Source organism: Actinokineospora auranticolor, from assembly GCF_002934265.1.
In the GTDB taxonomy this organism is placed as follows: Bacteria; Actinomycetota; Actinomycetes; order Mycobacteriales; family Pseudonocardiaceae; genus Actinokineospora; species Actinokineospora auranticolor.
This window is the reverse complement of the sequence record NZ_PTIX01000007.1, coordinates 254,357-272,635: the sequence shown is the minus strand read 5'-3', so window position 1 is coordinate 272,635 and position 18,279 is coordinate 254,357. Positions and strand designations below refer to the sequence as shown.

Genomic DNA, 18,279 nt, shown 5'->3' with positions numbered 1-18,279 from the left:
ATGCGCACCGACACCACTCCGGCCGACACCGACCCCGACCCGCTCGCGGCCGAACCCGCACCGCCCGAGGCCGAGGACGGACCCCCGCCGCCGTCGTCGCGGGCCGAGGCGCTGGAGCAGCTGGGGACCGACCCCGCCGAGCGGCGGGATTCCCTGCGCTCCGACCGGATCCTGACCCGCGGACTGGACCGGATCGCCGCCCCGGGCGGGCGGATCACCGTCTTCCAGGGCGACATCCAGGTCATGGGCGACCTGGTCACCGGCGGCAAACCGGGCGGGCGCCGGTACGCGCCGCGCAGCACGCCCGTCGGCCCCGCCGAGCTCGACGACCACACCGGCTGCTTCGTCCCACCCGACGGCTTCGACGACGTGACCGCGACCCTGCGCGCGCGGCACCTGGTGATCGTCTCCGGGCCGCGCCGCACCGGCCGCTACAGCACCGCGCTCGCCGCGCTGGTCCACGAGACCGGTCCCGAACCGCGGGTTTCCCGGCTGCACGGCCGGGTGCTGGGCAACCTGGCGTGGCGGGTGCCCCAGCCGGGCACCGGGTTCGTGGTGGTCGACGACGACAACGCGGCCGACGCCATCACCGACGCCTGGCTCACCCGCACCGCCGAGGAACTGCGCGAGGCGGGCAGTCACCTCGTGGTGGTCACCGGGCCGGTGCGCGGTGCGCTCGCCACGGCGACCCACCGCGGCACCTACGTGGTGGAGCACCTGCCGCCCGACCCGGTCGAGGTGCTGCGGGCACGGCTCGTCCGAGCCGCGCCGCACTGGTCCGCCGAGTCGCTGGACGACCTGGTGACCCGCCGCGAGCTGCTGGACCCGTTGATCGAGCGCGGCACCCCCGGGTTCGCCGCGCGGGTCGCCGAGCGGCTGGCCCAGGGGGTGCGCTACGACGAGGACCTGGCCCCGGTCATCGCCGCGCTGCGCGACGCCGACGCCCAGGTCGTGGAGTGGCTCAGCGCCGAGCCGGACACCCGGGACCTGGCCTTCACCCTGGCCGCCGCGGTGCTGGAGGAGTCGACCTACCTCACCGTCGCCGACGGCGCCGTGGCGCTGCTCGGCAGGCTCGGCGGCACCGGCGGGCGCGCCCTGCGCTACCAGCGGGAGCTGGTCGCCGAGCACACCTGGATCGAGCTGGTCCGGCCCGATCCGGACGAGCCGCCGGTGGTCCGCTTCCGGCACGGCGACCTGCGGGCGGCGGTGCTGTCGCGGCTCTACTACGAGCTGGACGGCTTGCGCCCCAAGGTGTTGGAGTGGCTCGGCACCCTGGTCGACCACCTCGACGTCGAGGTGCGCACCCGGGCCGCGTTCGCCGCCGGGGTGCTGGCGGCGGGCGACTTCCAGCACGCGCTGCACCGGTACCTGCTGCCGTGGGCGCGGGCGAAGTCGGCGGTGCGCAGGCACAGCGCGACGGTCGCGCTGAACGTGGTCGCCGCGGTCCCCCGGCACACCGCGGCGGTGTGGGCGCTGCTGGAGCAGTGGGCCGCGACCGGTGGGCCGCGGCAGCGCGCCCTGCCCGCCGCAGCGGCGACCGCGGTCGGCGGCCCGATCGGCGACACCGACCCCGACCGCGCGCTGCGCGTGCTGTCCACTGTGGTCACGAGCGGTGACTGGGGGCTGCTCGACCCGGTCGCGGCGGGCGCGCGGCTGCTCGTCGAACGCGGTCACGACCGGGAGGTGCTGGCCGCCCTGCTGGTGTGGACCGAGGGCAAGAGCGGGGACGACACCACGGTGAAGGCGCTGACGGTGTTCGTCGCGGCGGCGGACGTGCTCACCTCCGCGCGCGGGGAGCCGCTGGTGCCCGCGCTGCTGGCCGGGGCGGCCGACCACCGCGAAGCCCTGGCCCTGCTGTGGCGGCGGGCGCTGGCGGACCAGGAGGTCAAACCGCTGGCCGAGGCCGCGCTGCGGGCGTGGGTGCGGCTGGTCGGCCTGGCACCGGAGCACTACGGCGCGCTGCTGGACGTGCTGGACGAGATAGCGGTCGACGAACACGAGGACCGCGTGTTCCACCTGCTGGAGCGGTGGGCGCGGGAATCGGGTCACCCGGCGGTCGACCTGCACGACGACCTGCTCCAGCGGGCTTGACCGCGACCAGGACACCGAGAAGCGGGGGAACTCACGTGAACACCTACAACCCGATAGTCGAGATCACCGAGCTGTCGTCGGTGCGGCTGCTCACCCCGGTGCGCCCGCCCCGGCTCGGGCGAGCGCTGGTGCTGGAGGACAAGTCCGGGGAGTTGCGCGTGATCAGCCCCGGCGACCGGGTGCCGCGGTCGCGGTTCGGCGGCCACCTGCGCTCGTACCTGGTCGACACCTCGGCCTACGCGCTGCACTTCGCGACCATCCTGCCGTGCGCCGACCCCGCGCACTGGTTCCACGCGAAGGTGTCCTTCAGCTGCCGGGTGGTGGACCCGCTGCCGATCGTGCGGGACGGCCTGCGCGACATGACCGAGGCGCTGAAGCCGTCCCTGGAGGGGCTGCTGCGGCCGATCGGCGGGCAGTTCGACGTGCTGCGGGCGCGGCAGGCCGAGCGGGCGATGAACGAGCGGCTGGCCGTGGCCACCCACGTGGACGCGGTCAACCTGGGCGACCTGGTCGTGCACCTGGCGGCCGCCGACAGCACCGGGTTGGTGGCGGCCCGCGCGCAGATCCGCGTCGACGACGTCCGGCGGGAAGCCGCGCGCAAGGTCGTGGACGGGGGCCGGGACGAGATGCTGGCGCACCACATGGCGCTCAACGGCGGCGACCCGACCGGGTTCCTGGCCGCCGAGGAGGAGTCCGCGGCGCGGCAGGACCGGACCAAGCTGGATTTCCTCGGCATGGTGCTGAAGTCGGACTCGGTCGAGCCGGTCGACCAGAGCCGCGCGATCCACGCGACCGGGCGGGCCCTGCTCGGCGAGGACCCGTCGACCGCGCGGGTGGAGCCGCGCCAGTCGCGCAGGCCGCTGCGCCCGGAACTCGGCGGCACCCGGGAGGCGCCCGCGATCGAAGCGTCCACAGAGGACGATGAGCGGCGTGGCTGAGCGGATCCTCGACGACGGCGCGCGGCAGCCGGACATCGTCCTCACGCCACCACCGCCACCCGCCACCGCGGTCCCGGCACCGCCCGTGCCGCAACGCCCGACTCGGCCCGCGCCGCCACCGCCAGGTCTGCCACCCGCGTCGAGACCGAAGGCGCGCAGGCGTTCCCGGCCGCTTTCCCCGCGTACCAAGCGCAAAGCGCGGAAGGCGGCCTTGTGGGTCGCGGTAGCGGTGGCGCTGTACGTGTTCGGGCCGACCGCGATGGACCGGCTCGCGCACATCCTGCCCGAGCCCGCGACGGCGTCACCGACCGGGAACCCGTGCCCGGCCGAGGCCCGACCGGACGGAGCGGAGGCCACGCTGATCGCGTCGTACACCACGGTGCGGCACACCATCGTGCTGTGCCGCACCGCGTCCGGTCTCCCGTACTACGACGGCCGGTTCACCGACCGGCCGGTGACGAAGGAGAACCACATCAACATCCGCGCCGAGGAGACCCCCGAGGGTTTCCTGGCGGTCAACGGCGACTACTCGTACCGGATCAGCGGCGACTACGTGACGATCACCGGCGGCGGCAAGCGGGAAACCCTCCGGCTCACCAAAACGGGATGAGCGCCCCTAGACGGCGGCGAGGGCTTCCGGCAGCGTAAAGTTCTTGTTGTACAACGCCTTGCCGACGATGGCGCCCTCGACACCGATCGGTGCGAGCGCGGCCAGCGCGCGCAGGTCGTCCACACTGGACACGCCGCCCGAGGCGACGACGGGGGCGTCGGTGGCGGCGCAGACGGCGCGCAGCAGGTCGGCGTTGGGACCCTGGAGGGTGCCGTCCTTGCTGACGTCGGTGACGACGTAGCGGGAGCAGCCGTCGCGGTCGAGGCGGGTGAGGACCTCCCAGAGGTCGCCGCCGTCCTTGGTCCAGCCGCGGGTGGCGACGCGGTGCTCGCCGTCCTTGATGCGCACGTCGAGGCCGACGGCGATGCGCTCACCGTGGGTGGCGATGGCGCGGGCGCACCACTCGGGGTTCTCCAGGGCGGCGGTGCCCAGGTTGACCCGGGCGCACCCGGTGGCCAGCGCGGCGGCCAACGAGTCGTCGTCGCGGATGCCGCCGGAGAGCTCGACCTTGACGTCCAGGGCGCGGACCACCTCGGCGACCAGGTCCTGGTTGCCGCCGCGGCCGAAGGCGGCGTCGAGGTCGACCAGGTGCACCCACTCGGCCCCGTCGTTCTGCCAGGCCAGCGCGGCGTCGAGGGGGGTGCCGTAGGTGGTCTCGGTGCCCTCCTCGCCCTGGGTCAGGCGGACGGCTTGGCCGTAGGCGACGTCGACGGCGGGCAGCAGGTAGAAGCTCACCCGGACAGCCTAAGCGACGCTCGCGAGCCAGTTCTCCAGCAGGTGCGCGCCCGCGTCGCCGGACTTCTCCGGGTGGAACTGGGTGGCCGACAGCGGGCCGTTCTCGGCGGCGGCCACGAAGTCGTCACCGTGCGTGGCCCAGGTCACCAGGGGAGGGATCATCGGCGGTTCGGGGTGCAGCTGCCACTGGCGGGCGGCGTAGGAGTGCACGAAGTAGAAGCGGGTGTCGGGGCCGAGGCCGCCGAAGAGGACCGACTTCTCGGGGGCGTGCACGGTGTTCCAGCCCATGTGCGGCACGACGTCGGCCTCCAGCCGGTCGACCACGCCGGGCCACTCCGCGCAGCCCTCGGTCTCGACGCCGTGCTCGATGCCCCGGTCGAAGAGGATCTGCATGCCGACGCAGATGCCGAGCACCGGGCGCCCGCCCGCGAGCCTGCGGCCGATGATGCGGTCGCCGCGGACGTCCTTGAGCCCCGCCATGCACGCCGCGTAGGCCCCGACCCCGGGCACCACCAGCGCCTCGCACTCGAGCGCGGTCTGGAAGTCACCGGTGACCTCGACCTCGGCCCCCACCCGGCGCAGCGCGCGCTCGGCCGACCGAAGGTTTCCCGACCCGTAATCCAGAACGACGACTCTTGCCACGCCGCTCAGCGTAGTCGGCGGCCTCCGTGATCCAACTGTGACATGCGGCTGTGGTTGAGCGGTGACCCGAGCGGGTACCTACCCCGTGACGAGTATGGGGTCGGGGGACCTGACGGAGGGGCGCCGTGAAGACTCGAAGCCTGGACCGCAGACCGGTCCGCTGGTCGCTGGCGGCGGTCCTGACGGCCGCGGCGGGCGTGCACGGCTACCTGGCCGTCACCGAGTCCGTCATCTGGCCGATCCCCCTGGCCGTCCTGTGGCTGGCGTTCGCCGTCGCCGTCGTCATCCCCGCCGCCGAGGACGTCACCGTGCCCGCCCCCCGCACGGCCCGCGAGGCCTTGGCCCTCACGCAGCAGCAGCCTGAGCCGAGGCCCGCCCACCGACCCGTCCATGCCTGAGCCCCGGGTGTCCACTGGGGAGTGATCGAGCGGACCCGGCCTTCGGCGGAAATCGCTTCCGGGGTGGGCAGGCCGGCTGGTTGACTGAACCGGACATGGAAGACAAGAAGATCATCAGCCTCTCGAAGAGGCTCGCCAAGGTGCTGCGCCACGACCCGGGCAGCGTCGGCGTCACGCTCGACCCGGCGGGCTGGGTGCCCGTCGACGACCTGCTCGCCGCGCTGGCCCGGCACGGCACCCGGATGGACCGGGCGCTGCTCGAGCGGGTCGTGGCGGAGAACAACAAGTCCCGCTACGCCTTCGACGAGACCGGGACCCGCATCCGGGCCAGCCAGGGGCACAGCGTCGAGGTGGAGCTCGGGCTGCCCGAGGCCAGTCCGCCCGAGGTGCTCTACCACGGCACGGTGGCCGCCGTGCTCCCCGCGATCCGGGCGGAGGGTCTGCGGCCGATGCGGCGGCACGCGGTGCACCTGTCAGCGGCCTACGACACGGCGGTCAACGTCGGGGCCCGGCGTGGGAAGCCCGTCGTGCTGAGCGTGCAGGCCGGTCGGATGGCGACCGACGGGCACGTGTTCCACCTCAGTGCGAACGGTGTCTGGCTGTGCGCGCACGTGCCGCCCGGTTACCTCGACCTACCTTGAGGTCGCCGGTAGGCTCGACCAGGTGTCCAAACTGCCCGAAACGCTGACCATCGGCGAGGTGGCCGACCGCAGCGGCGTCCCGCACACGGCCCTGCGCTTCTACGAGGAGCGCGGCCTGATCACCTCCGAGCGCACGGCGGGCAACCAGCGACGCTACCCCCGGGCCGTCCTGCGGCGGCTGGCCTTCATCCGCACCGCCCAGCGCGTCGGGCTCACCCTCGAGGAGATCCACGACGCGCTGGAGACGCTGCCCGAGCGCCGCACCCCGACGAAGGTCGACTGGTCGCGGCTGTCCAAGGCCTGGCGCACCGAACTCGACGCCCGCATCGACTCGCTCCAGCGGCTGCGCGACAACCTGACGTCCTGCATCGGCTGCGGGTGCCTGTCGCTGAAGAGCTGCCTGCTGGTCAACGTCGACGACCGGATGTCCTACTTCGGCCCGGGCGCGCCCCGGCTGAAGGCTGCCACCGAGGGCGGCATCGAGTAGGTCCCGGCCCGGGCCTCTCGACCCGCCCCGCCGCGAAGTCCGCCTTCCGTCCTGGTGCGCGCGGCCTGCCCCGTCCTGGTGCGCCCCGCCCCGTCCTGGCGTGCTTGCGCCCCGCCCAGCCGCACCCACTCTCCCCATCGCGCCACCTCGGCCCACCCCCGTCACCGCGACCACGATGACCAGCCAATACACATTATCTTGATAGCGAATAGTCGCTAGTGGAAAGCAAGCAGCGAAACGGTGGCTCGGGACACCGCGGTGCCCGAGCCATCGCGTCGGATCAGGAGGGGTGGGTCAGGAGGACACGTACCAGGCCACGGCGCCGCCCGCCGCCAGCAGGGCCAGGACCAGCAGGATCCCGGCCATCAGCTTGGCCGTCTTCCACGTCGAGTACACGCCGCCGACGAGGATGCCCGCGAGGGCGATCAGGCCGATGGTCAGCGCTTCCTTCGGCACTTACAGCACGCCCTTCGTCGAGGGGATGCCGCCGATCCGGGGGTCCGGTTCGACGGCCGCGCGCAGGGCGCGGGCGAAGGCCTTGTACTCGGCCTCCGTGATGTGGTGCGGGTCCCGGCCGTGGATCACCCGCAGGTGCAGCGCCAACTGCGCGTGGAAGGCGATGGACTCGAAGACGTGCCGGTTCAGCACCGTGGGGTAGTTGTTGCCCACCACGAAACCCGTCATCACGTCCGGCTCGCCCACGTGCACGCAGTACGGCCGACCCGACGCGTCCACGGCCGCGTGCGCCAGCGTCTCGTCCATCGGGATCCAGGCGTCGCCGAAGCGGCGGATGCCCTTCTTGTCGCCCAGCGCCTCGCGCAGCGCCTGGCCCAGGACGATGGCGACGTCCTCGACCGTGTGGTGCGCGTCGATGTCGACGTCGCCGGTCGCCCGGACCACCAGGTCGAAGGCGCCGTGCGTGCCGAAGGCGGTGAGCATGTGGTCGTAGAACGGGACGCCGGTGGCGATCTCCACCTTGCCGGAGCCGTCGAGGTCGATCTCCACGACCACGGACGACTCGCTGGTGATCCGCTCGACGCGGCCGACTCGGTTGCTCACTGCCCGTTCCCCCATGCTGTGTCGCGCTTCGCCGCGGCGAGGAACGCGTCGTTCTCGGCCGGGGTGCCCACGGTAACCCGCAGGTGCCCCGGGATGCCAACGTCCCGGATCAGCACGCCTTCGTCCAAAAAGGACTGCCAGGCGGCCCGGGGGTCGGCGAAGTGTCCGAAGAGGATGAAGTTGGCGTCGCTCGGCACGACCGCGTACCCCAGCCCGGCAAGCGCTTGCGCCACCCGGTCGCGCTCGGCCGCCAGCGCGTGCACCGACGCCAGCGTCCCCGCGGCGTGCCGCAGCGCCGCGCGCGCCGCGGCCTGGGTCAGCGCCGAGAGGTGGTACGGCAGCCGCACCAGCAGCAGGGCGTCCACGACGGCCGGTGCCGCCGCCAGGTACCCCAGCCGCCCGCCCGCGAACGCGAACGCCTTGCTCATCGTCCGGCTCACGATGACCCGGGTCGGGAACTCGTCGATCAGGCGCACCGCGCTCTCCTGCGGGGAGAACTCCGCGTACGCCTCGTCGACCACCACGATCCCCGGCGCCGCGGCGACCAGCGCGCGCAGGTCGTCGAGCGGGATCGACTGCCCCGTCGGGTTGTTGGGGCTGGTCACGAACACCACGTCCGGCTGCCGCGACGCCAGCACCTCGACGGCGGCCGCGACGTCGAGGGAGAAGTCCGCGCGCCGCGGCGTCGGCGCCCACTCGGTCCGGGTGCCCGCCGCGATGATCGGGTGCATCGAGTACGACGGCTCGAAGCCCAGCGCCGTCCGCCCCGGCCCGCCGAAGGCCTGCAGGATCTGCTGGAGGATCTCGTTGGACCCGTTGGCGGCCCACAGGTTCGCCACCGTCAGCGGCGTGCCAGTCGCGCCGGAGAGGTACGCGGCCAGGTCCGTCCGCAGCGCCACCGCGTCCCGGTCGGGGTAGCGGTGCAGCGTCCCGGCGACCTCCGCGACCGCGGCCGCGATGTCGTCGACCAGCTCGGCGGGCGGCGGGTACGGGTTCTCGTTCGTGTTGAGCTGGTACGGCACGTCCAGCTGCGGCGCGCCATAAGGCGTGCGTCCGCGCAGGTCCTCGCGCAGCGGCAGGTCCGAGAGCACCGCCCGCTCCCCCGGGGCGCTCACGCGCCGTCCCGGAAGCGCGCGGTGACGGCCTGGCCGTGCGCGGGCAGGTCTTCCGCGTTCGCCAGCGCGACGACGTGCCCGGCGACCTCGCGCAGCGCGTCCTCGCTGTAGTCGACGACGTGGATGCCGCGCAGGAACGTCTGCACCGACAGCCCCGACGAGTGCCGCGCGCAGCCGCCGGTCGGCAGGACGTGGTTGGAGCCCGCGCAGTAGTCGCCCAGCGACACCGGCGAGTGCGCGCCGACGAACACCGCGCCCGCGTTGCGGACCCGGGCCGCGACCGCGCGCGCGTCGGCCGTCTGGATCTCCAGGTGCTCGGCCGCGTAGGCGTCCACGACCCGCAGTCCGTCGTCCACAGAGGACACCAGCACGGTGCCGGACTGCTTGCCGGACAACGCCGTCGCGACCCGCTCGCTGTGCTTGGTGGCCGCGACCTGGCGGACCAGCTCGGCGTCGACCGCGTCGGCCAGCTCGACCGAGTCGGTGACCAGGACGCTGGCCGCCAGCGTGTCGTGCTCGGCCTGGCTGATCAGGTCGGCGGCGACGTGCACCGGGTCGGCGGTGGCGTCGGCGAGGATGGCGATCTCGGTCGGCCCGGCCTCGGAGTCGATGCCGATCAGCCCGCGCAGCAGGCGCTTGGCGGCGGTGAGGTAGATGTTGCCCGGTCCGGTGATCATGTCGACCGGGTCGAGCGCGGCGCCGTCGGTGTCGGTGCCGCCATGGGCCAGGATCGCGGCGGCCTGCGCGCCGCCGACGGCCCACACCTCGTCGACGCCGAGCAGCGCGGCGGCGGCCAGGATGCTCGGGTGCGGCCTGCCGCCGAACTCGGCCTGCGGCGGCGAGCACACCACCAGCGACTCGACGCCCGCGGCCTGGGCGGGCACCACGTTCATGACCACGCTCGACGGGTACACCGCGAGCCCGCCCGGCGCGTACAGGCCGACGCGGGCGACCGGCACCCAGCGCTCGGTGACCGTGCCGCCGGGCACGACCTGGGTGGTCTTGTCGACGCGCCGCTGGTCGTCGTGCACCCGCCGGGCCCGCGCGATGGACTCCTCCAGCGCGGCCCGCACCTCGGGGGCCAGCGCGGCGAGCGCGGCGGCCAGCTCGGCCACGGGCACCCGCACGGAGGCGGGCCGGACGCCGTCGAAGCGCTCGGTGTACTCCAGGACGGCCTCGACACCCCGCGCCCGCACGTCGTCCACGATCGGCCGGACCCGATGCAGCACCGCGTCCACGTCGACCTCGGCCCGCGGCAGCGCGGCGCGCAGCTCGGCGGGCGACGGGACGTTCGATCGCAGGTCGGTGCGGGTGAGCATGTGGTCCTTTCCACGGGTGAACCGCACCAGAATATGCGTAGCGCGAATGCGTGGACCGAGGTGGTACCGCAGGTCACAGGTCCGCGACGGCGCCCACCGCGGTGTCGATCTGGGCGTGGGAGACGAAGTAGTGCGGCGAGGCCCGCACCACCTGCGGCAGCGCCCGGCGGGTCATGTCGTAGCGGGTCGAGGGCAGGGAGCTGACCGTCACCGTGACGTCCCGGTCGGCCAGTGCGTCACGTACGTGCTCCGCGGACCGGCCGTCGACGGTGAAGCTGACCAACCCGCAGCGCTGGGCCCCGATGTCCCGCACGGTCACCCCGGGGACCTCGGCGAGCCCCGCCCGCAGCCGCGCCGCCCGGTCGCCGACCGACGCGGCGATCCGATCGACCCCCAGGTCGGACGCGTAGCGGACGGCGGCGAGCAGCCCGAGCCGGTCGGCGACGCTGTGCTCCCACAGCTCCAGCACCCGCGCGTCGGCGCGGAGCTCGACCTCGCGCAACCCCGTCCAGACCGCGCCGCGCAGGTCGACCAGCCGGGGTCGCAGCCGCGCCAGGACGTCCCGCCGCACGGCCAGCACGCCGGTGCCGCGGGGTCCGCGCAGCCACTTGCGGCCGGTCGCGGTGATCATGTCGACGCCGGTGCCCGCCAGCGAGAGGGGCAGCTGGCCGAACGACTGGCACGCGTCGAGCAGCACGAGCGCCCCGACCCCGTGCGCGGCGGCGGCGACCTCGGCGACCGGGTTGACCAGGCCGCCGTTGGTGGGCACGTGCACGAGCGAGACGAGCCTGACCCGCTCGTCGAGCGCGCCGCGCAGCGCGTCGAGGTCGATCGAACCGTCCGGTCCGGAAGGGACGGGTTCGACGCTGAAGCCCGCCTGGTCGGCCACGCGCAGCAACGGGATGGCGTTGCCGCCGTACTCGGCCTCGGTGGTGAGCACGCGGTCGCCGGGGCCGAGCGGGATCGCGTCGAGCAGGGACAGCCAGGAGCGGGTGGCGCTGTCGGTGAACGCGACCTCGTCGGGGGCGCAGCCGAGGAAGTCGGCGAGCAGGCCGTACCCGGCCTCCAGGTCGTCGCGCCGCTCGGCGGCGGCCCGGTAGCCGCCGATCTCGGCCTCGCGCCGCAGGTGCCCGACCACGGCGTCCACCACGGCCGACGGCGGCAGCGACGACCCGGCGCTGTCCAGGAACACCCGCCCGGCGGCGGGGGTGTCGCCCTGGGCCGCGGCGGCGTCGATCAGTTGGGCGTCCAGGCTTGCAGGTTCCACCACGGCCCCCAGGTGTAGTCGGTGCCCGCGGCGTCGACCACGGGCTGGTATCCGTTCCAGTTCTCGCGCATGACGTAGCTATGGTCGGGCGCGGCGAGCACGACCATGGTCGGCGCGGTCGCGTACGCCCGTTCCAGCGCGCGGAACGCGACGGCGCGCTGGGCCGGGTCGGTGGTGGCGCGGGCGGCGTCGAGGTTGGCGGCGATGGTGCCGCCCGCCGGGTGCAGCAAGGGGTGCAGCGCGGGGTCGGGGTCGAACGGGTCGCCGAAGGCGACCAGGTGGGGCGTGGCGGGGTCGACCTCGGCGGTCGGGTTCGCGGTGACCTCGACGCCGACCTTCTTGGCCGTGGCGGCGAACGCGGCGACCAGGTCGCGGGAGGTGACGTCGGCGACGCGGTAGCCGACGGCGACCGCGGCCCGCTCCCCCGCCTTGGCGCGGATCCCGTCGGCGCCCGCGACCCAGCCCGCGGCGTCGAGGACGGTGGCGGCGCGGGCGGGGTCGTAGCCGATGTCGGCGCCGGGCTCGACGAACTCGGCGAGGGTCGGCGGCACCGGCAGCGACGCGGGCTTGCCCTTGCCCGCCAGGACCTGCTCGACCAGGTCCTGGCGGTCGACGGCGAGGTTGAGGGCGAGGCGCACGGCCGGGTCGGCGGTGGGCCCGGTGGCCGCGAAGGTGACCGCGCGCAGGTCGGCGCTGCTGTGGTTGACCACGGCGAGGCCGTCGGTCTTGGCGAAGTCGGCGGCCAGCCGGGCGGGCAGCGCGGTGCCGTCGAGCTTGCCGTCGCGCAGGCGCTGGGCGCGGACCTCGTCGTCGGGGATGAACTCGACGGTGACGGTGGTGATGGCGGGGCGGGTGCCGAAGTAGGCCTTGTTGGCGGTGAGCACCAGGCGCTTGCCCCGCTGCCAGTCGGACACCTGGTAGGGGCCGGTGCCGACGAGCTTGTCCGGGGTGCCCGCCGAGGGGATGCCGAGGACGAGCAGGTCGGGGAAGTAGGCGCACGGGGTGTTCAGGTCGAAGCGGACGGTGGCCTGGTCGACGGCCTTGACCCCGTCGAGCATCCAGAACCGCGCCTTGAGCGGCGAGTCGGCGATGACCCGCTGGTAGGCGGCGACGACGTCGGCCGAGTCGAAGGCGCTGCCGTCGGTGTAGGAGACGTCGGTGCGCAGCCGCGCGGTCCACGACTTCCCGTCGGCCGACGGGACGGGCAGCCCCGTGGCCAACGCGGGCCGCAGCGTGCCGACCGGCTGGTGCTCGACCAGCCCGTCGAAGACCTTGGCCGCGCCGTTGAGCGCGTACCCGCGCACCGGGTCGAGGCTCGCGGGCTCCTGGGCGACACCGATGACCAGCGAGGTCCCGGCCGGGTCCCCGGACGCGGGCGGTGGCGGGTCGGCCGTGCAGGCGAGCGCCAGCCCGAGAACCGCCACCAGGCAGAGGACGACACCGGTTCGACGCGGCAGGATCGGCACGAGACCCGACAGTAGTGGATGACGAGGGAGCGACCGTGCGAGTAGCGCTGTGTCAGATCAGTTCCACCCCGGACCCCGCGGCCAACCTCGACCTGGTCCGCGCGGGCGCCCGCGACGCGGCGGACCGCGGCGCGGCGGTGGCGCTGTTCCCGGAGGCGACGATGGCCTCGTTCAGCGTTCCGCTGGGGCCGCTGGCGGAACCGCTGGACGGGCCGTGGGCCTCGGCGGTGCGGGAGATCGCGGAGGAGACGGGGGTGCTGGTCGTCGCGGGCATGTTCACCCCCGCGGAGGATGGCCGGGTCTACAACACGCTGCTGGCGACGGGGCGGGGCCAGCACGTCGGGTACCGGAAGATCCACCTGTTCGACGCGTTCGGCTTCGCGGAGTCGCGGACGGTCGCGGCGGGGTCGTCGCCGGTGACGGTGACGGTGGACGGGCTGACGCTGGGGTTGGCGACTTGCTACGACGTGCGGTTCCCGGAGCTGTTCCGGGCGTTGGCGGACGCGGGGGCGGTGGGGGTGCTGCTGGGGGCGTCGTGGGGGGGGGGGCCGGGGAAGCGGGAGCAGTGGGAGTTGCTGGTGCGGGCCCGGGCGTTGGATTCGACGTCGTGGGTGTTGGCGGCGGGGCAGGCGGATCCTGGGCCGGTGGCGGGGAACACGCCGTTGGGGATCGGGTACAGCACGGTGGCCGGGCCGAAGGGGGAGGTCGTGGCGCAGCTGGCGGGTGCGCCGGGGGTGGTTGTGGTGGACATCGACGCGGAGACGGTCGAGGAGACGCGGAAGGTGATCCCGGTGTTGGCCAACCGGCGGCTGTGAGGGCCTGGTCGTGGCTTGCCTGGTGCGCGCACCAGGCAAGCCACGACCACCGTCGCATCGCTCGTCCACCAAGAGTCGGGAACGCGCCCCCGCCCTTCCCTTGGGGTGGTCTGCCCCGCTCCAGCCTATCGGCACCGGGCCGCATCGGAAGGGACGCCGAAGTCCTGTGGACCGGCTCGGCCTATGTGGACAACTCGCGGTCGTGCCGAGAACCGCGCGCGGGCCGGGGAGAGACCTTGGGCAGTGCAGCGGCCAGCGCGGTGGTGGGTCGGCGGGGCGAGAACAGCTTGGCCGGACGAGGTTGCCGAAGTCCGCCAACCTTCGGGGTCGGCGTGGTGGGTGGGCGCATGCGGTTTGGTCGGGTGGGGGAGTTGTGAGGTCGCGGGGTTGAGCGGGCGAGAGCAGCTTGGCCGGGTCGAGCGGGGCCGACAACGTCGGGCACTCTGCGGCAGGTAAGCGATCCACGAGATCGGCGCCAACACGCCCGACTTCGCCGGTGCCGCGCGACCTCCACACCGGCAGGCTCGAACACCACCCCGTCCAGGGACAGCGCGAGAACATGTCCGACGAGTGGCCGGCAAACTTTTTGCACACCCCGCCCAGACCCAGGACAGCCCCCGCCCTCCTCTTGGGGGGGACAGCCCTGCTCCAGTCCATCGACGCTGGGGCAGCGGGGAAGGGCAGGCGAAATCCTGTTGATGGGATCGGGAGCGCTATTCATACGGCCTACCAGCCGAGTCGATAGAACTCGAGCGTTGTAATGATCCGAATGATCGCGGGGAACTCCCGATAGGGCCCTCCGTATCGGCTGGAGATCATTTTCCAGTGTGTGAGGTGGGCGATGCATCATTCGACCGCAGCTCGTCTGGCCGAGTGGTTGTGGTTGTGGTCGATGTCGCCGGGCGAGGAGTCGCCTCGACACGGTTTCTGGATGGGCGCGATCACGCCCGGGCCGCGATAGGCCTTGTCGCCGAGTATGTCGTGGTCGGCGAGGGTGTCCTCCCAGCTGGTGATCGTGAATGCTCTTCGGTCGTGGGTGATCCCTTGGTTGGCATGGAGACTGCGAGGAGTTGTCCCTCGAGGCCGGATACGACCTGGACGTTCAGTCCGGATCGGCGCCATGTGCCGAAGTGGTCGTCCCGGTGACCCGCGCGGTCGCCGGTGGGGAGCGGGGTGCCGTCGATGCCCCCTACGCGGCCGGTCAGCACGCCGGGAAATAGCGGGACGTGAAGGCATGACGCCTGGCCGATCAGTGGAAGGAACCGGCGGAAGACGCGCGAGACGGTGGATTGACTCACGCCGACGAGGTCAGCCGCGACCGTGTGGCTCATGTTCTGGCGGGCCAATATCAACGATCAAGCCCTGTAGCGGACTGATATCGCAACGGCCCCACCCGCCAGGTCGGATTCCGTGAGAGGAACCCGACCTTACCGGCTGGGGCCGTTCCCCTTTTCGGGGGAGATCAACTTTTGAATAGCCCTCTGGGGCATGTGGACAACTCGTGATCAAGCGAGGATTCGCGGGTGGGCAGGCGTCAGGTTTGGTGGAGGGCGGTGGCCAGCGCGGTGGTGAGTCGGCGTGGGGCGGTGGGGTCGGTGGGGGTGTCCAGGAGGGTTTGGACCAGGGCGGAGGCGACGATGACGCCGTCGGCGAAGGTGGCGGCCTGGGCGGCTTGGGCCGGGGTCGAGATGCCGATGCCGACGCAGATCGGGAGGTCCGTGCCGCGGCGGAGGCGCTCGACGAGGGTGGCCGCCGAGGTGCTGAGGGTGGGGCGGGCGCCGGTGACGCCCATCAGGGCCGAGGCGTAGACGAAGCCGGTGGTCGCGGCCGTCACCTCACGCAGGCGGGCGTCTGTGTTGCTGGGGGCGACAACGAACACCGTGGCCAGGTGGTGGGCGGTCGCGTGTTCTCGCCAATGGGCGGACTCCTGGACGGGCAGGTCCGGGAGGATGCACCCCGCGCCGCCCGCTTCGGCCAGTTCGGCGCAGAAGCGGGCCACGCCGTAGCGGTCGATGGGGTTCCAATAGGACATCACCAGCACGGGTTTGCCGGTGGCCGCATGGGTTTCCCGGACGGTGTGGAGGACGTCGGCGATTCGGGTGCCGTCGCGGAGGGCCTGGTCGACGGCGGTTTGGATCACCGGGCCGTCGAGGATCGGGTCGCTGTGGGGTAGGCCGACTTCGATGATGTCGGCGCCGCTGTCGAGGATCGCGCGCAGAGCGGTGACGCCGCCGTCGACCGTGGGGAAGCCTGCGGGGAGGCCGCCGATCAGGGCGGCGCGGCCCTCGGCGCGGGTCTTGGCGAGGGTGGCGGTGAGCAGGTCGAGGTTGCCGGTCATGCGGTGGCTCCGGAGAAGTAGCGGGTGGCGGTGTCCATGTCCTTGTCACCCCGGCCGGACAGGCTGACCAGCAGCAGGCCGTCAGGTCCCAGTTCGGCGCCGACCTCCAAGGCACCGGCGAGGGCGTGCGCGCTCTCGATCGCGGGGATGATGCCCTCGGTGACGGCCAACAACCGGAACGCGCGCATGGCGGCGGTGTCGGTGACGGGGCGGTACTCGGCGCGGCCGGTGGTGTGCAGGTGGGCGTGCTCCGGGCCGATGCCCGGGTAGTCCAGGCCCGCCGAGATGGAGTGGGCCTCGGTGATCTGGCCCTCGTCGTCTTGTAGGACATAGGAACGGGAGCCGTGCAGGATGCCTGGTTCGCCCGCAGATAGGGACGCGGCGTGCTTGTCGGTGGTGAGGCCGTGACCGGCGGCCTCGCAGCCGATCAGGCGGGCGGTCGTGTCGAGGAAGGGGTGGAACAGGCCGATCGCGTTGGAGCCGCCACCGACGCAGGCGATGATGGCGTCCGGTTGGCGGCCGGTGCGGTCGAGGAGTTGGGTGCGGGCCTCGACGCCGATGACGCGTTGGAAGTCGCGGATCATGGCGGGGAACGGGTGCGGGCCCGCGACGGTGCCGAAGACGTAGTGCGTGGTCTCGACGTTGGCCACCCAGTCGCGGAAGGTCTCGTTGATGGCGTCCTTGAGGGTGCGGGAACCGGACTTGACCGGGATGACCGTGGCGCCGAGCAGTTCCATGCGCGCGACGTTGAGGGCTTGGCGGGCCATGTCGACCTCGCCCATGTAGACCACGCACTCCAGGCCCATCAGGGCGGCGGCGGTCGCGGTCGCCACGCCGTGCGAGCCCGCGCCGGTCTCGGCGATGACCCGCGACTTGCCCATCCGCTTGGTCAGCAGCACCTGGCCCAGCACGTTGCTGATCTTGTGGGAGCCGGTGTGGTTGAGGTCCTCGCGCTTGAGGAAGACCCGCGCGCCGCCCGCGCGCTCGGCGAAGCGGGGTACCTCGGTGAGCGCGGTCGGGCGGCCCGCGTAGTGCGCGAGCAGGTGCTCGAACTCCGTGGTGAACGCGGGGTCCACCTTGGCCCGTTCGTACTCGGCGGCGACCTCGTCCACGGCGGCGGTGAGCGCCTCCGGGATGAACTTGCCGCCGAATTCGCCGAAATAGCCGTCGGCGGTCGGACCGTGTTTCGCGGCGGGGAAGAATGAATGGTCGAACATTTTTCGGCATGCTCCAACCCCGGAGCGGTCGGCTCCGGTCGCACGGTCGATGGTGATCGAAAGCGCGCGAGAATGCCGAAAGAAAGGGGCGAACTACCCCTGGGAGACGACGCCCGGCGCGCGGGACAGCCGCCATCGCATGCCGTTGACCTGCCCCGCCTCGGCGCCGATCACGTACCGGACCCGACGCCCCCGCACCAGGCGCGCGGGCGCGCGGCAGCCGCGGGGGCGGCAGCCGGGAGCGAGGCGCGTGGCGATGGACACGGAGTGGAGCTTATCCGAATCCACCGCCACGGCACAACGAGAAATCAGCGCAAATCCATTCCGAGGTCCAGCGCGGGCGAGGAATGCGTGAGACCGCCCACGGCCAGGTAATCGACACCGGTCTCCGCATAGGTCCGGGCGACGTCCAGCGTCAAACCGCCGGACGCCTCCAAACGCGTCCCGGAACCGGTCGCGCGGCGGACGGCTTCCGCGCAGTCGGCGACGGTGAAGTTGTCCAGCAGCACCAGTTCGGCCTCGGCGGCCAACGCCTCGTCCAACTGGTCGAGGGTGTCGACCTCCACCTCGCACTCCAACGCCGGTGCCAGGGCGCGGGCCGCCTTCAGCGCGGCCGTCACGGAACCGGCGGCGACGACGTGGTTGTCCTTGATCAGCACCGCGTCGCCGAGACCGAGGCGGTGGTTCACGCCGCCGCCGCACCGGACCGCGTACTTCTCCAGCAACCGCAGGCCGGGCAACGTTTTCCGGGAGTCCCGGACCGCCGCGCCCGTGCCCTCGACCGCGGAAACCCAAGCCGCGGTGGCTGTCGCCACGCCGGACAGGTGGCAGAGGAAGTTCAGGGCCGTGCGCTCGGCCGTCAGCAGCGCTCGGGTGTTCCCGCGCACCACCAACACCGGCTGTCCCACGACCGCCGCGCCCGCGTCGTCCACAGAGGACAAAACCGTCAGGTCCGGCACGACTTCCGTGAACACCGCCAAGGCGACCGGCACGCCGGACACCACACCGGCGCGCCGGGGGGTCAGCTCCGCCACCGCCACCGCGTCTTCCGGGACGGTCGCGTCGGTGGTCGCGTCGGGTCCGTACCGCAGGTCTTCCGCCAGCGCGGTGGCGACCGCGCGGGCCATGTCCTCCCGGTCGA

19 protein-coding genes are annotated in these 18,279 nt (G+C 72.9%); 7 read left to right on the top strand and 12 right to left on the bottom strand.

The window, feature by feature from the left end; genetic code table 11:
* Genes CLV40_RS15960 through CLV40_RS37250 form a run of 3 tightly spaced genes read left to right on the top strand, consistent with a single transcriptional unit; the run spans position 1 to position 3,639 of the window.
* Complete coding sequence (locus tag CLV40_RS15960) at positions 1–2,091, top strand: hypothetical protein (RefSeq protein WP_104479679.1); 2,091 nt, start codon at positions 1–3, stop codon at positions 2,089–2,091.
* 35 nt (positions 2,092–2,126) lie between these two features.
* Complete coding sequence (locus CLV40_RS15955) at positions 2,127–3,029, top strand: hypothetical protein (protein WP_104479678.1); 903 nt, start codon at positions 2,127–2,129, stop codon at positions 3,027–3,029.
* Positions 3,022–3,639, top strand: coding sequence for a hypothetical protein (locus CLV40_RS37250; RefSeq protein WP_146108047.1), 618 nt, complete (start codon positions 3,022–3,024; stop codon positions 3,637–3,639). Before CLV40_RS15955 ends, CLV40_RS37250 begins: the two co-directional genes overlap by 8 nt.
* Before the next feature lie 6 nt (positions 3,640–3,645).
* Here the strand turns inward: CLV40_RS37250 and priA are convergent, their stop codons facing one another.
* On the bottom strand, positions 3,646–4,374 hold the full coding sequence (gene priA, locus CLV40_RS15945; RefSeq protein ID WP_104479676.1) for a bifunctional 1-(5-phosphoribosyl)-5-((5-phosphoribosylamino)methylideneamino)imidazole-4-carboxamide isomerase/phosphoribosylanthranilate isomerase PriA: 729 nt from the start codon (positions 4,372–4,374) through the stop codon (positions 3,646–3,648).
* Between the two features lie 9 nt (positions 4,375–4,383).
* Entirely contained in the window at positions 4,384–5,016 is a 633-nt protein-coding gene (hisH, locus tag CLV40_RS15940; protein WP_104479675.1) for an imidazole glycerol phosphate synthase subunit HisH, read from the bottom strand.
* A 125-nt stretch (positions 5,017–5,141) separates the two neighbouring features.
* On the opposite strand from hisH, the gene CLV40_RS15935 reads away from it, so the two are divergent.
* The 3 genes from CLV40_RS15935 (at position 5,142) to soxR (ending at position 6,542) form a co-directional block, all read left to right on the top strand.
* Positions 5,142–5,414: a hypothetical protein gene (locus tag CLV40_RS15935; protein ID WP_104479674.1), complete on the top strand. Its 273-nt coding sequence runs from the start codon at positions 5,142–5,144 to the stop codon at positions 5,412–5,414.
* 95 nt (positions 5,415–5,509) lie between these two features.
* A complete protein-coding gene (locus CLV40_RS15930; RefSeq protein ID WP_104479673.1) occupies positions 5,510–6,055 on the top strand; it encodes an RNA 2'-phosphotransferase in 546 nt (181 codons plus the stop codon).
* Between the two features lie 22 nt (positions 6,056–6,077).
* Entirely contained in the window at positions 6,078–6,542 is a 465-nt protein-coding gene (soxR, locus tag CLV40_RS15925; RefSeq protein ID WP_104479672.1) for a redox-sensitive transcriptional activator SoxR, read from the top strand.
* 294 nt (positions 6,543–6,836) lie between these two features.
* On the opposite strand, the gene CLV40_RS38030 is transcribed toward soxR, so the two are convergent.
* The 6 genes from CLV40_RS38030 to CLV40_RS15900 all read right to left on the bottom strand — a co-directional run bounded on the left by CLV40_RS38030 (position 6,837) and on the right by CLV40_RS15900 (position 12,768).
* Complete coding sequence (locus tag CLV40_RS38030) at positions 6,837–6,998, bottom strand: hypothetical protein (RefSeq protein WP_181043530.1); 162 nt, start codon at positions 6,996–6,998, stop codon at positions 6,837–6,839.
* Positions 6,999–7,616 carry an imidazoleglycerol-phosphate dehydratase HisB gene (hisB, locus tag CLV40_RS15920; RefSeq protein ID WP_104479671.1) on the bottom strand — a complete coding sequence of 206 codons (618 nt, stop codon included), beginning with the start codon at positions 7,614–7,616 and terminating at the stop codon, positions 6,999–7,001. It abuts the gene before it with no gap.
* Positions 7,598–8,716, bottom strand: coding sequence for a histidinol-phosphate transaminase (locus CLV40_RS15915; protein ID WP_104479670.1), 1,119 nt, complete (start codon positions 8,714–8,716; stop codon positions 7,598–7,600). Before CLV40_RS15915 ends, hisB begins: the two co-directional genes overlap by 19 nt.
* On the bottom strand, positions 8,713–10,035 hold the full coding sequence (gene hisD / locus CLV40_RS15910) for a histidinol dehydrogenase (RefSeq protein WP_104479669.1): 1,323 nt from the start codon (positions 10,033–10,035) through the stop codon (positions 8,713–8,715). Before hisD ends, CLV40_RS15915 begins: the two co-directional genes overlap by 4 nt.
* Positions 10,036–10,108: 73 nt before the next feature.
* Positions 10,109–11,305, bottom strand: a complete 1,197-nt coding sequence (locus tag CLV40_RS15905) for an aminotransferase class V-fold PLP-dependent enzyme (protein WP_104479668.1) — start codon at positions 11,303–11,305, stop codon at positions 10,109–10,111.
* Positions 11,272–12,768, bottom strand: coding sequence for an ABC transporter substrate-binding protein (locus CLV40_RS15900; protein ID WP_181043529.1), 1,497 nt, complete (start codon positions 12,766–12,768; stop codon positions 11,272–11,274). The genes CLV40_RS15905 and CLV40_RS15900 overlap by 34 nt, the downstream gene beginning before the upstream one ends.
* 35 nt (positions 12,769–12,803) lie before the next feature.
* Here CLV40_RS15900 and CLV40_RS15895 point away from each other — a divergent pair, with 35 nt between their 5' ends.
* Positions 12,804–13,583: a carbon-nitrogen hydrolase family protein gene (locus CLV40_RS15895; RefSeq protein ID WP_104479778.1), complete on the top strand. Its 780-nt coding sequence runs from the start codon at positions 12,804–12,806 to the stop codon at positions 13,581–13,583.
* A 1,534-nt stretch (positions 13,584–15,117) separates the two neighbouring features.
* On the opposite strand, the gene trpA is transcribed toward CLV40_RS15895, so the two are convergent.
* The 4 genes from trpA to nadC all read right to left on the bottom strand — a co-directional run bounded on the left by trpA (position 15,118) and on the right by nadC (position 18,265).
* Complete coding sequence (gene trpA, locus CLV40_RS15890; protein ID WP_104479666.1) at positions 15,118–15,921, bottom strand: tryptophan synthase subunit alpha; 804 nt, start codon at positions 15,919–15,921, stop codon at positions 15,118–15,120.
* Positions 15,918–17,138, bottom strand: a complete 1,221-nt coding sequence (gene trpB / locus CLV40_RS15885) for a tryptophan synthase subunit beta (RefSeq protein WP_104479665.1) — start codon at positions 17,136–17,138, stop codon at positions 15,918–15,920. The genes trpA and trpB overlap by 4 nt, the downstream gene beginning before the upstream one ends.
* Positions 17,139–17,231: 93 nt before the next feature.
* Positions 17,232–17,402 carry a tryptophan biosynthesis modulator TrpM gene (gene trpM / locus CLV40_RS38025; RefSeq protein WP_181043528.1) on the bottom strand — a complete coding sequence of 57 codons (171 nt, stop codon included), beginning with the start codon at positions 17,400–17,402 and terminating at the stop codon, positions 17,232–17,234.
* A gap of 44 nt (positions 17,403–17,446) precedes the next feature.
* A complete protein-coding gene (gene nadC / locus CLV40_RS15875; protein WP_104479777.1) occupies positions 17,447–18,265 on the bottom strand; it encodes a carboxylating nicotinate-nucleotide diphosphorylase in 819 nt (272 codons plus the stop codon).
* Positions 18,266–18,279: the final 14 nt, after the last annotated feature.

Excerpts from the sequence above, each read along its gene's own strand:
- CLV40_RS15960 (WP_104479679.1), top strand. The coding sequence starts at position 1 with ATGCGCACCGACACCACTCCGGCCGACACCGACCCCGACCCGCTCGCG.
- CLV40_RS15930 (WP_104479673.1), top strand. The coding sequence starts at position 5,510 with ATGGAAGACAAGAAGATCATCAGCCTCTCGAAGAGGCTCGCCAAGGTG.
- hisB (WP_104479671.1), bottom strand. The coding sequence starts at position 7,616 with ATGGGGGAACGGGCAGTGAGCAACCGAGTCGGCCGCGTCGAGCGGATC.
- hisD (WP_104479669.1), bottom strand. The coding sequence starts at position 10,035 with ATGCTCACCCGCACCGACCTGCGATCGAACGTCCCGTCGCCCGCCGAG.
- trpA (WP_104479666.1), bottom strand. The coding sequence starts at position 15,921 with ATGACCGGCAACCTCGACCTGCTCACCGCCACCCTCGCCAAGACCCGC.
- trpB (WP_104479665.1), bottom strand. The coding sequence starts at position 17,138 with ATGTTCGACCATTCATTCTTCCCCGCCGCGAAACACGGTCCGACCGCC.
- nadC (WP_104479777.1), bottom strand. The coding sequence starts at position 18,265 with ATGGCCCGCGCGGTCGCCACCGCGCTGGCGGAAGACCTGCGGTACGGA.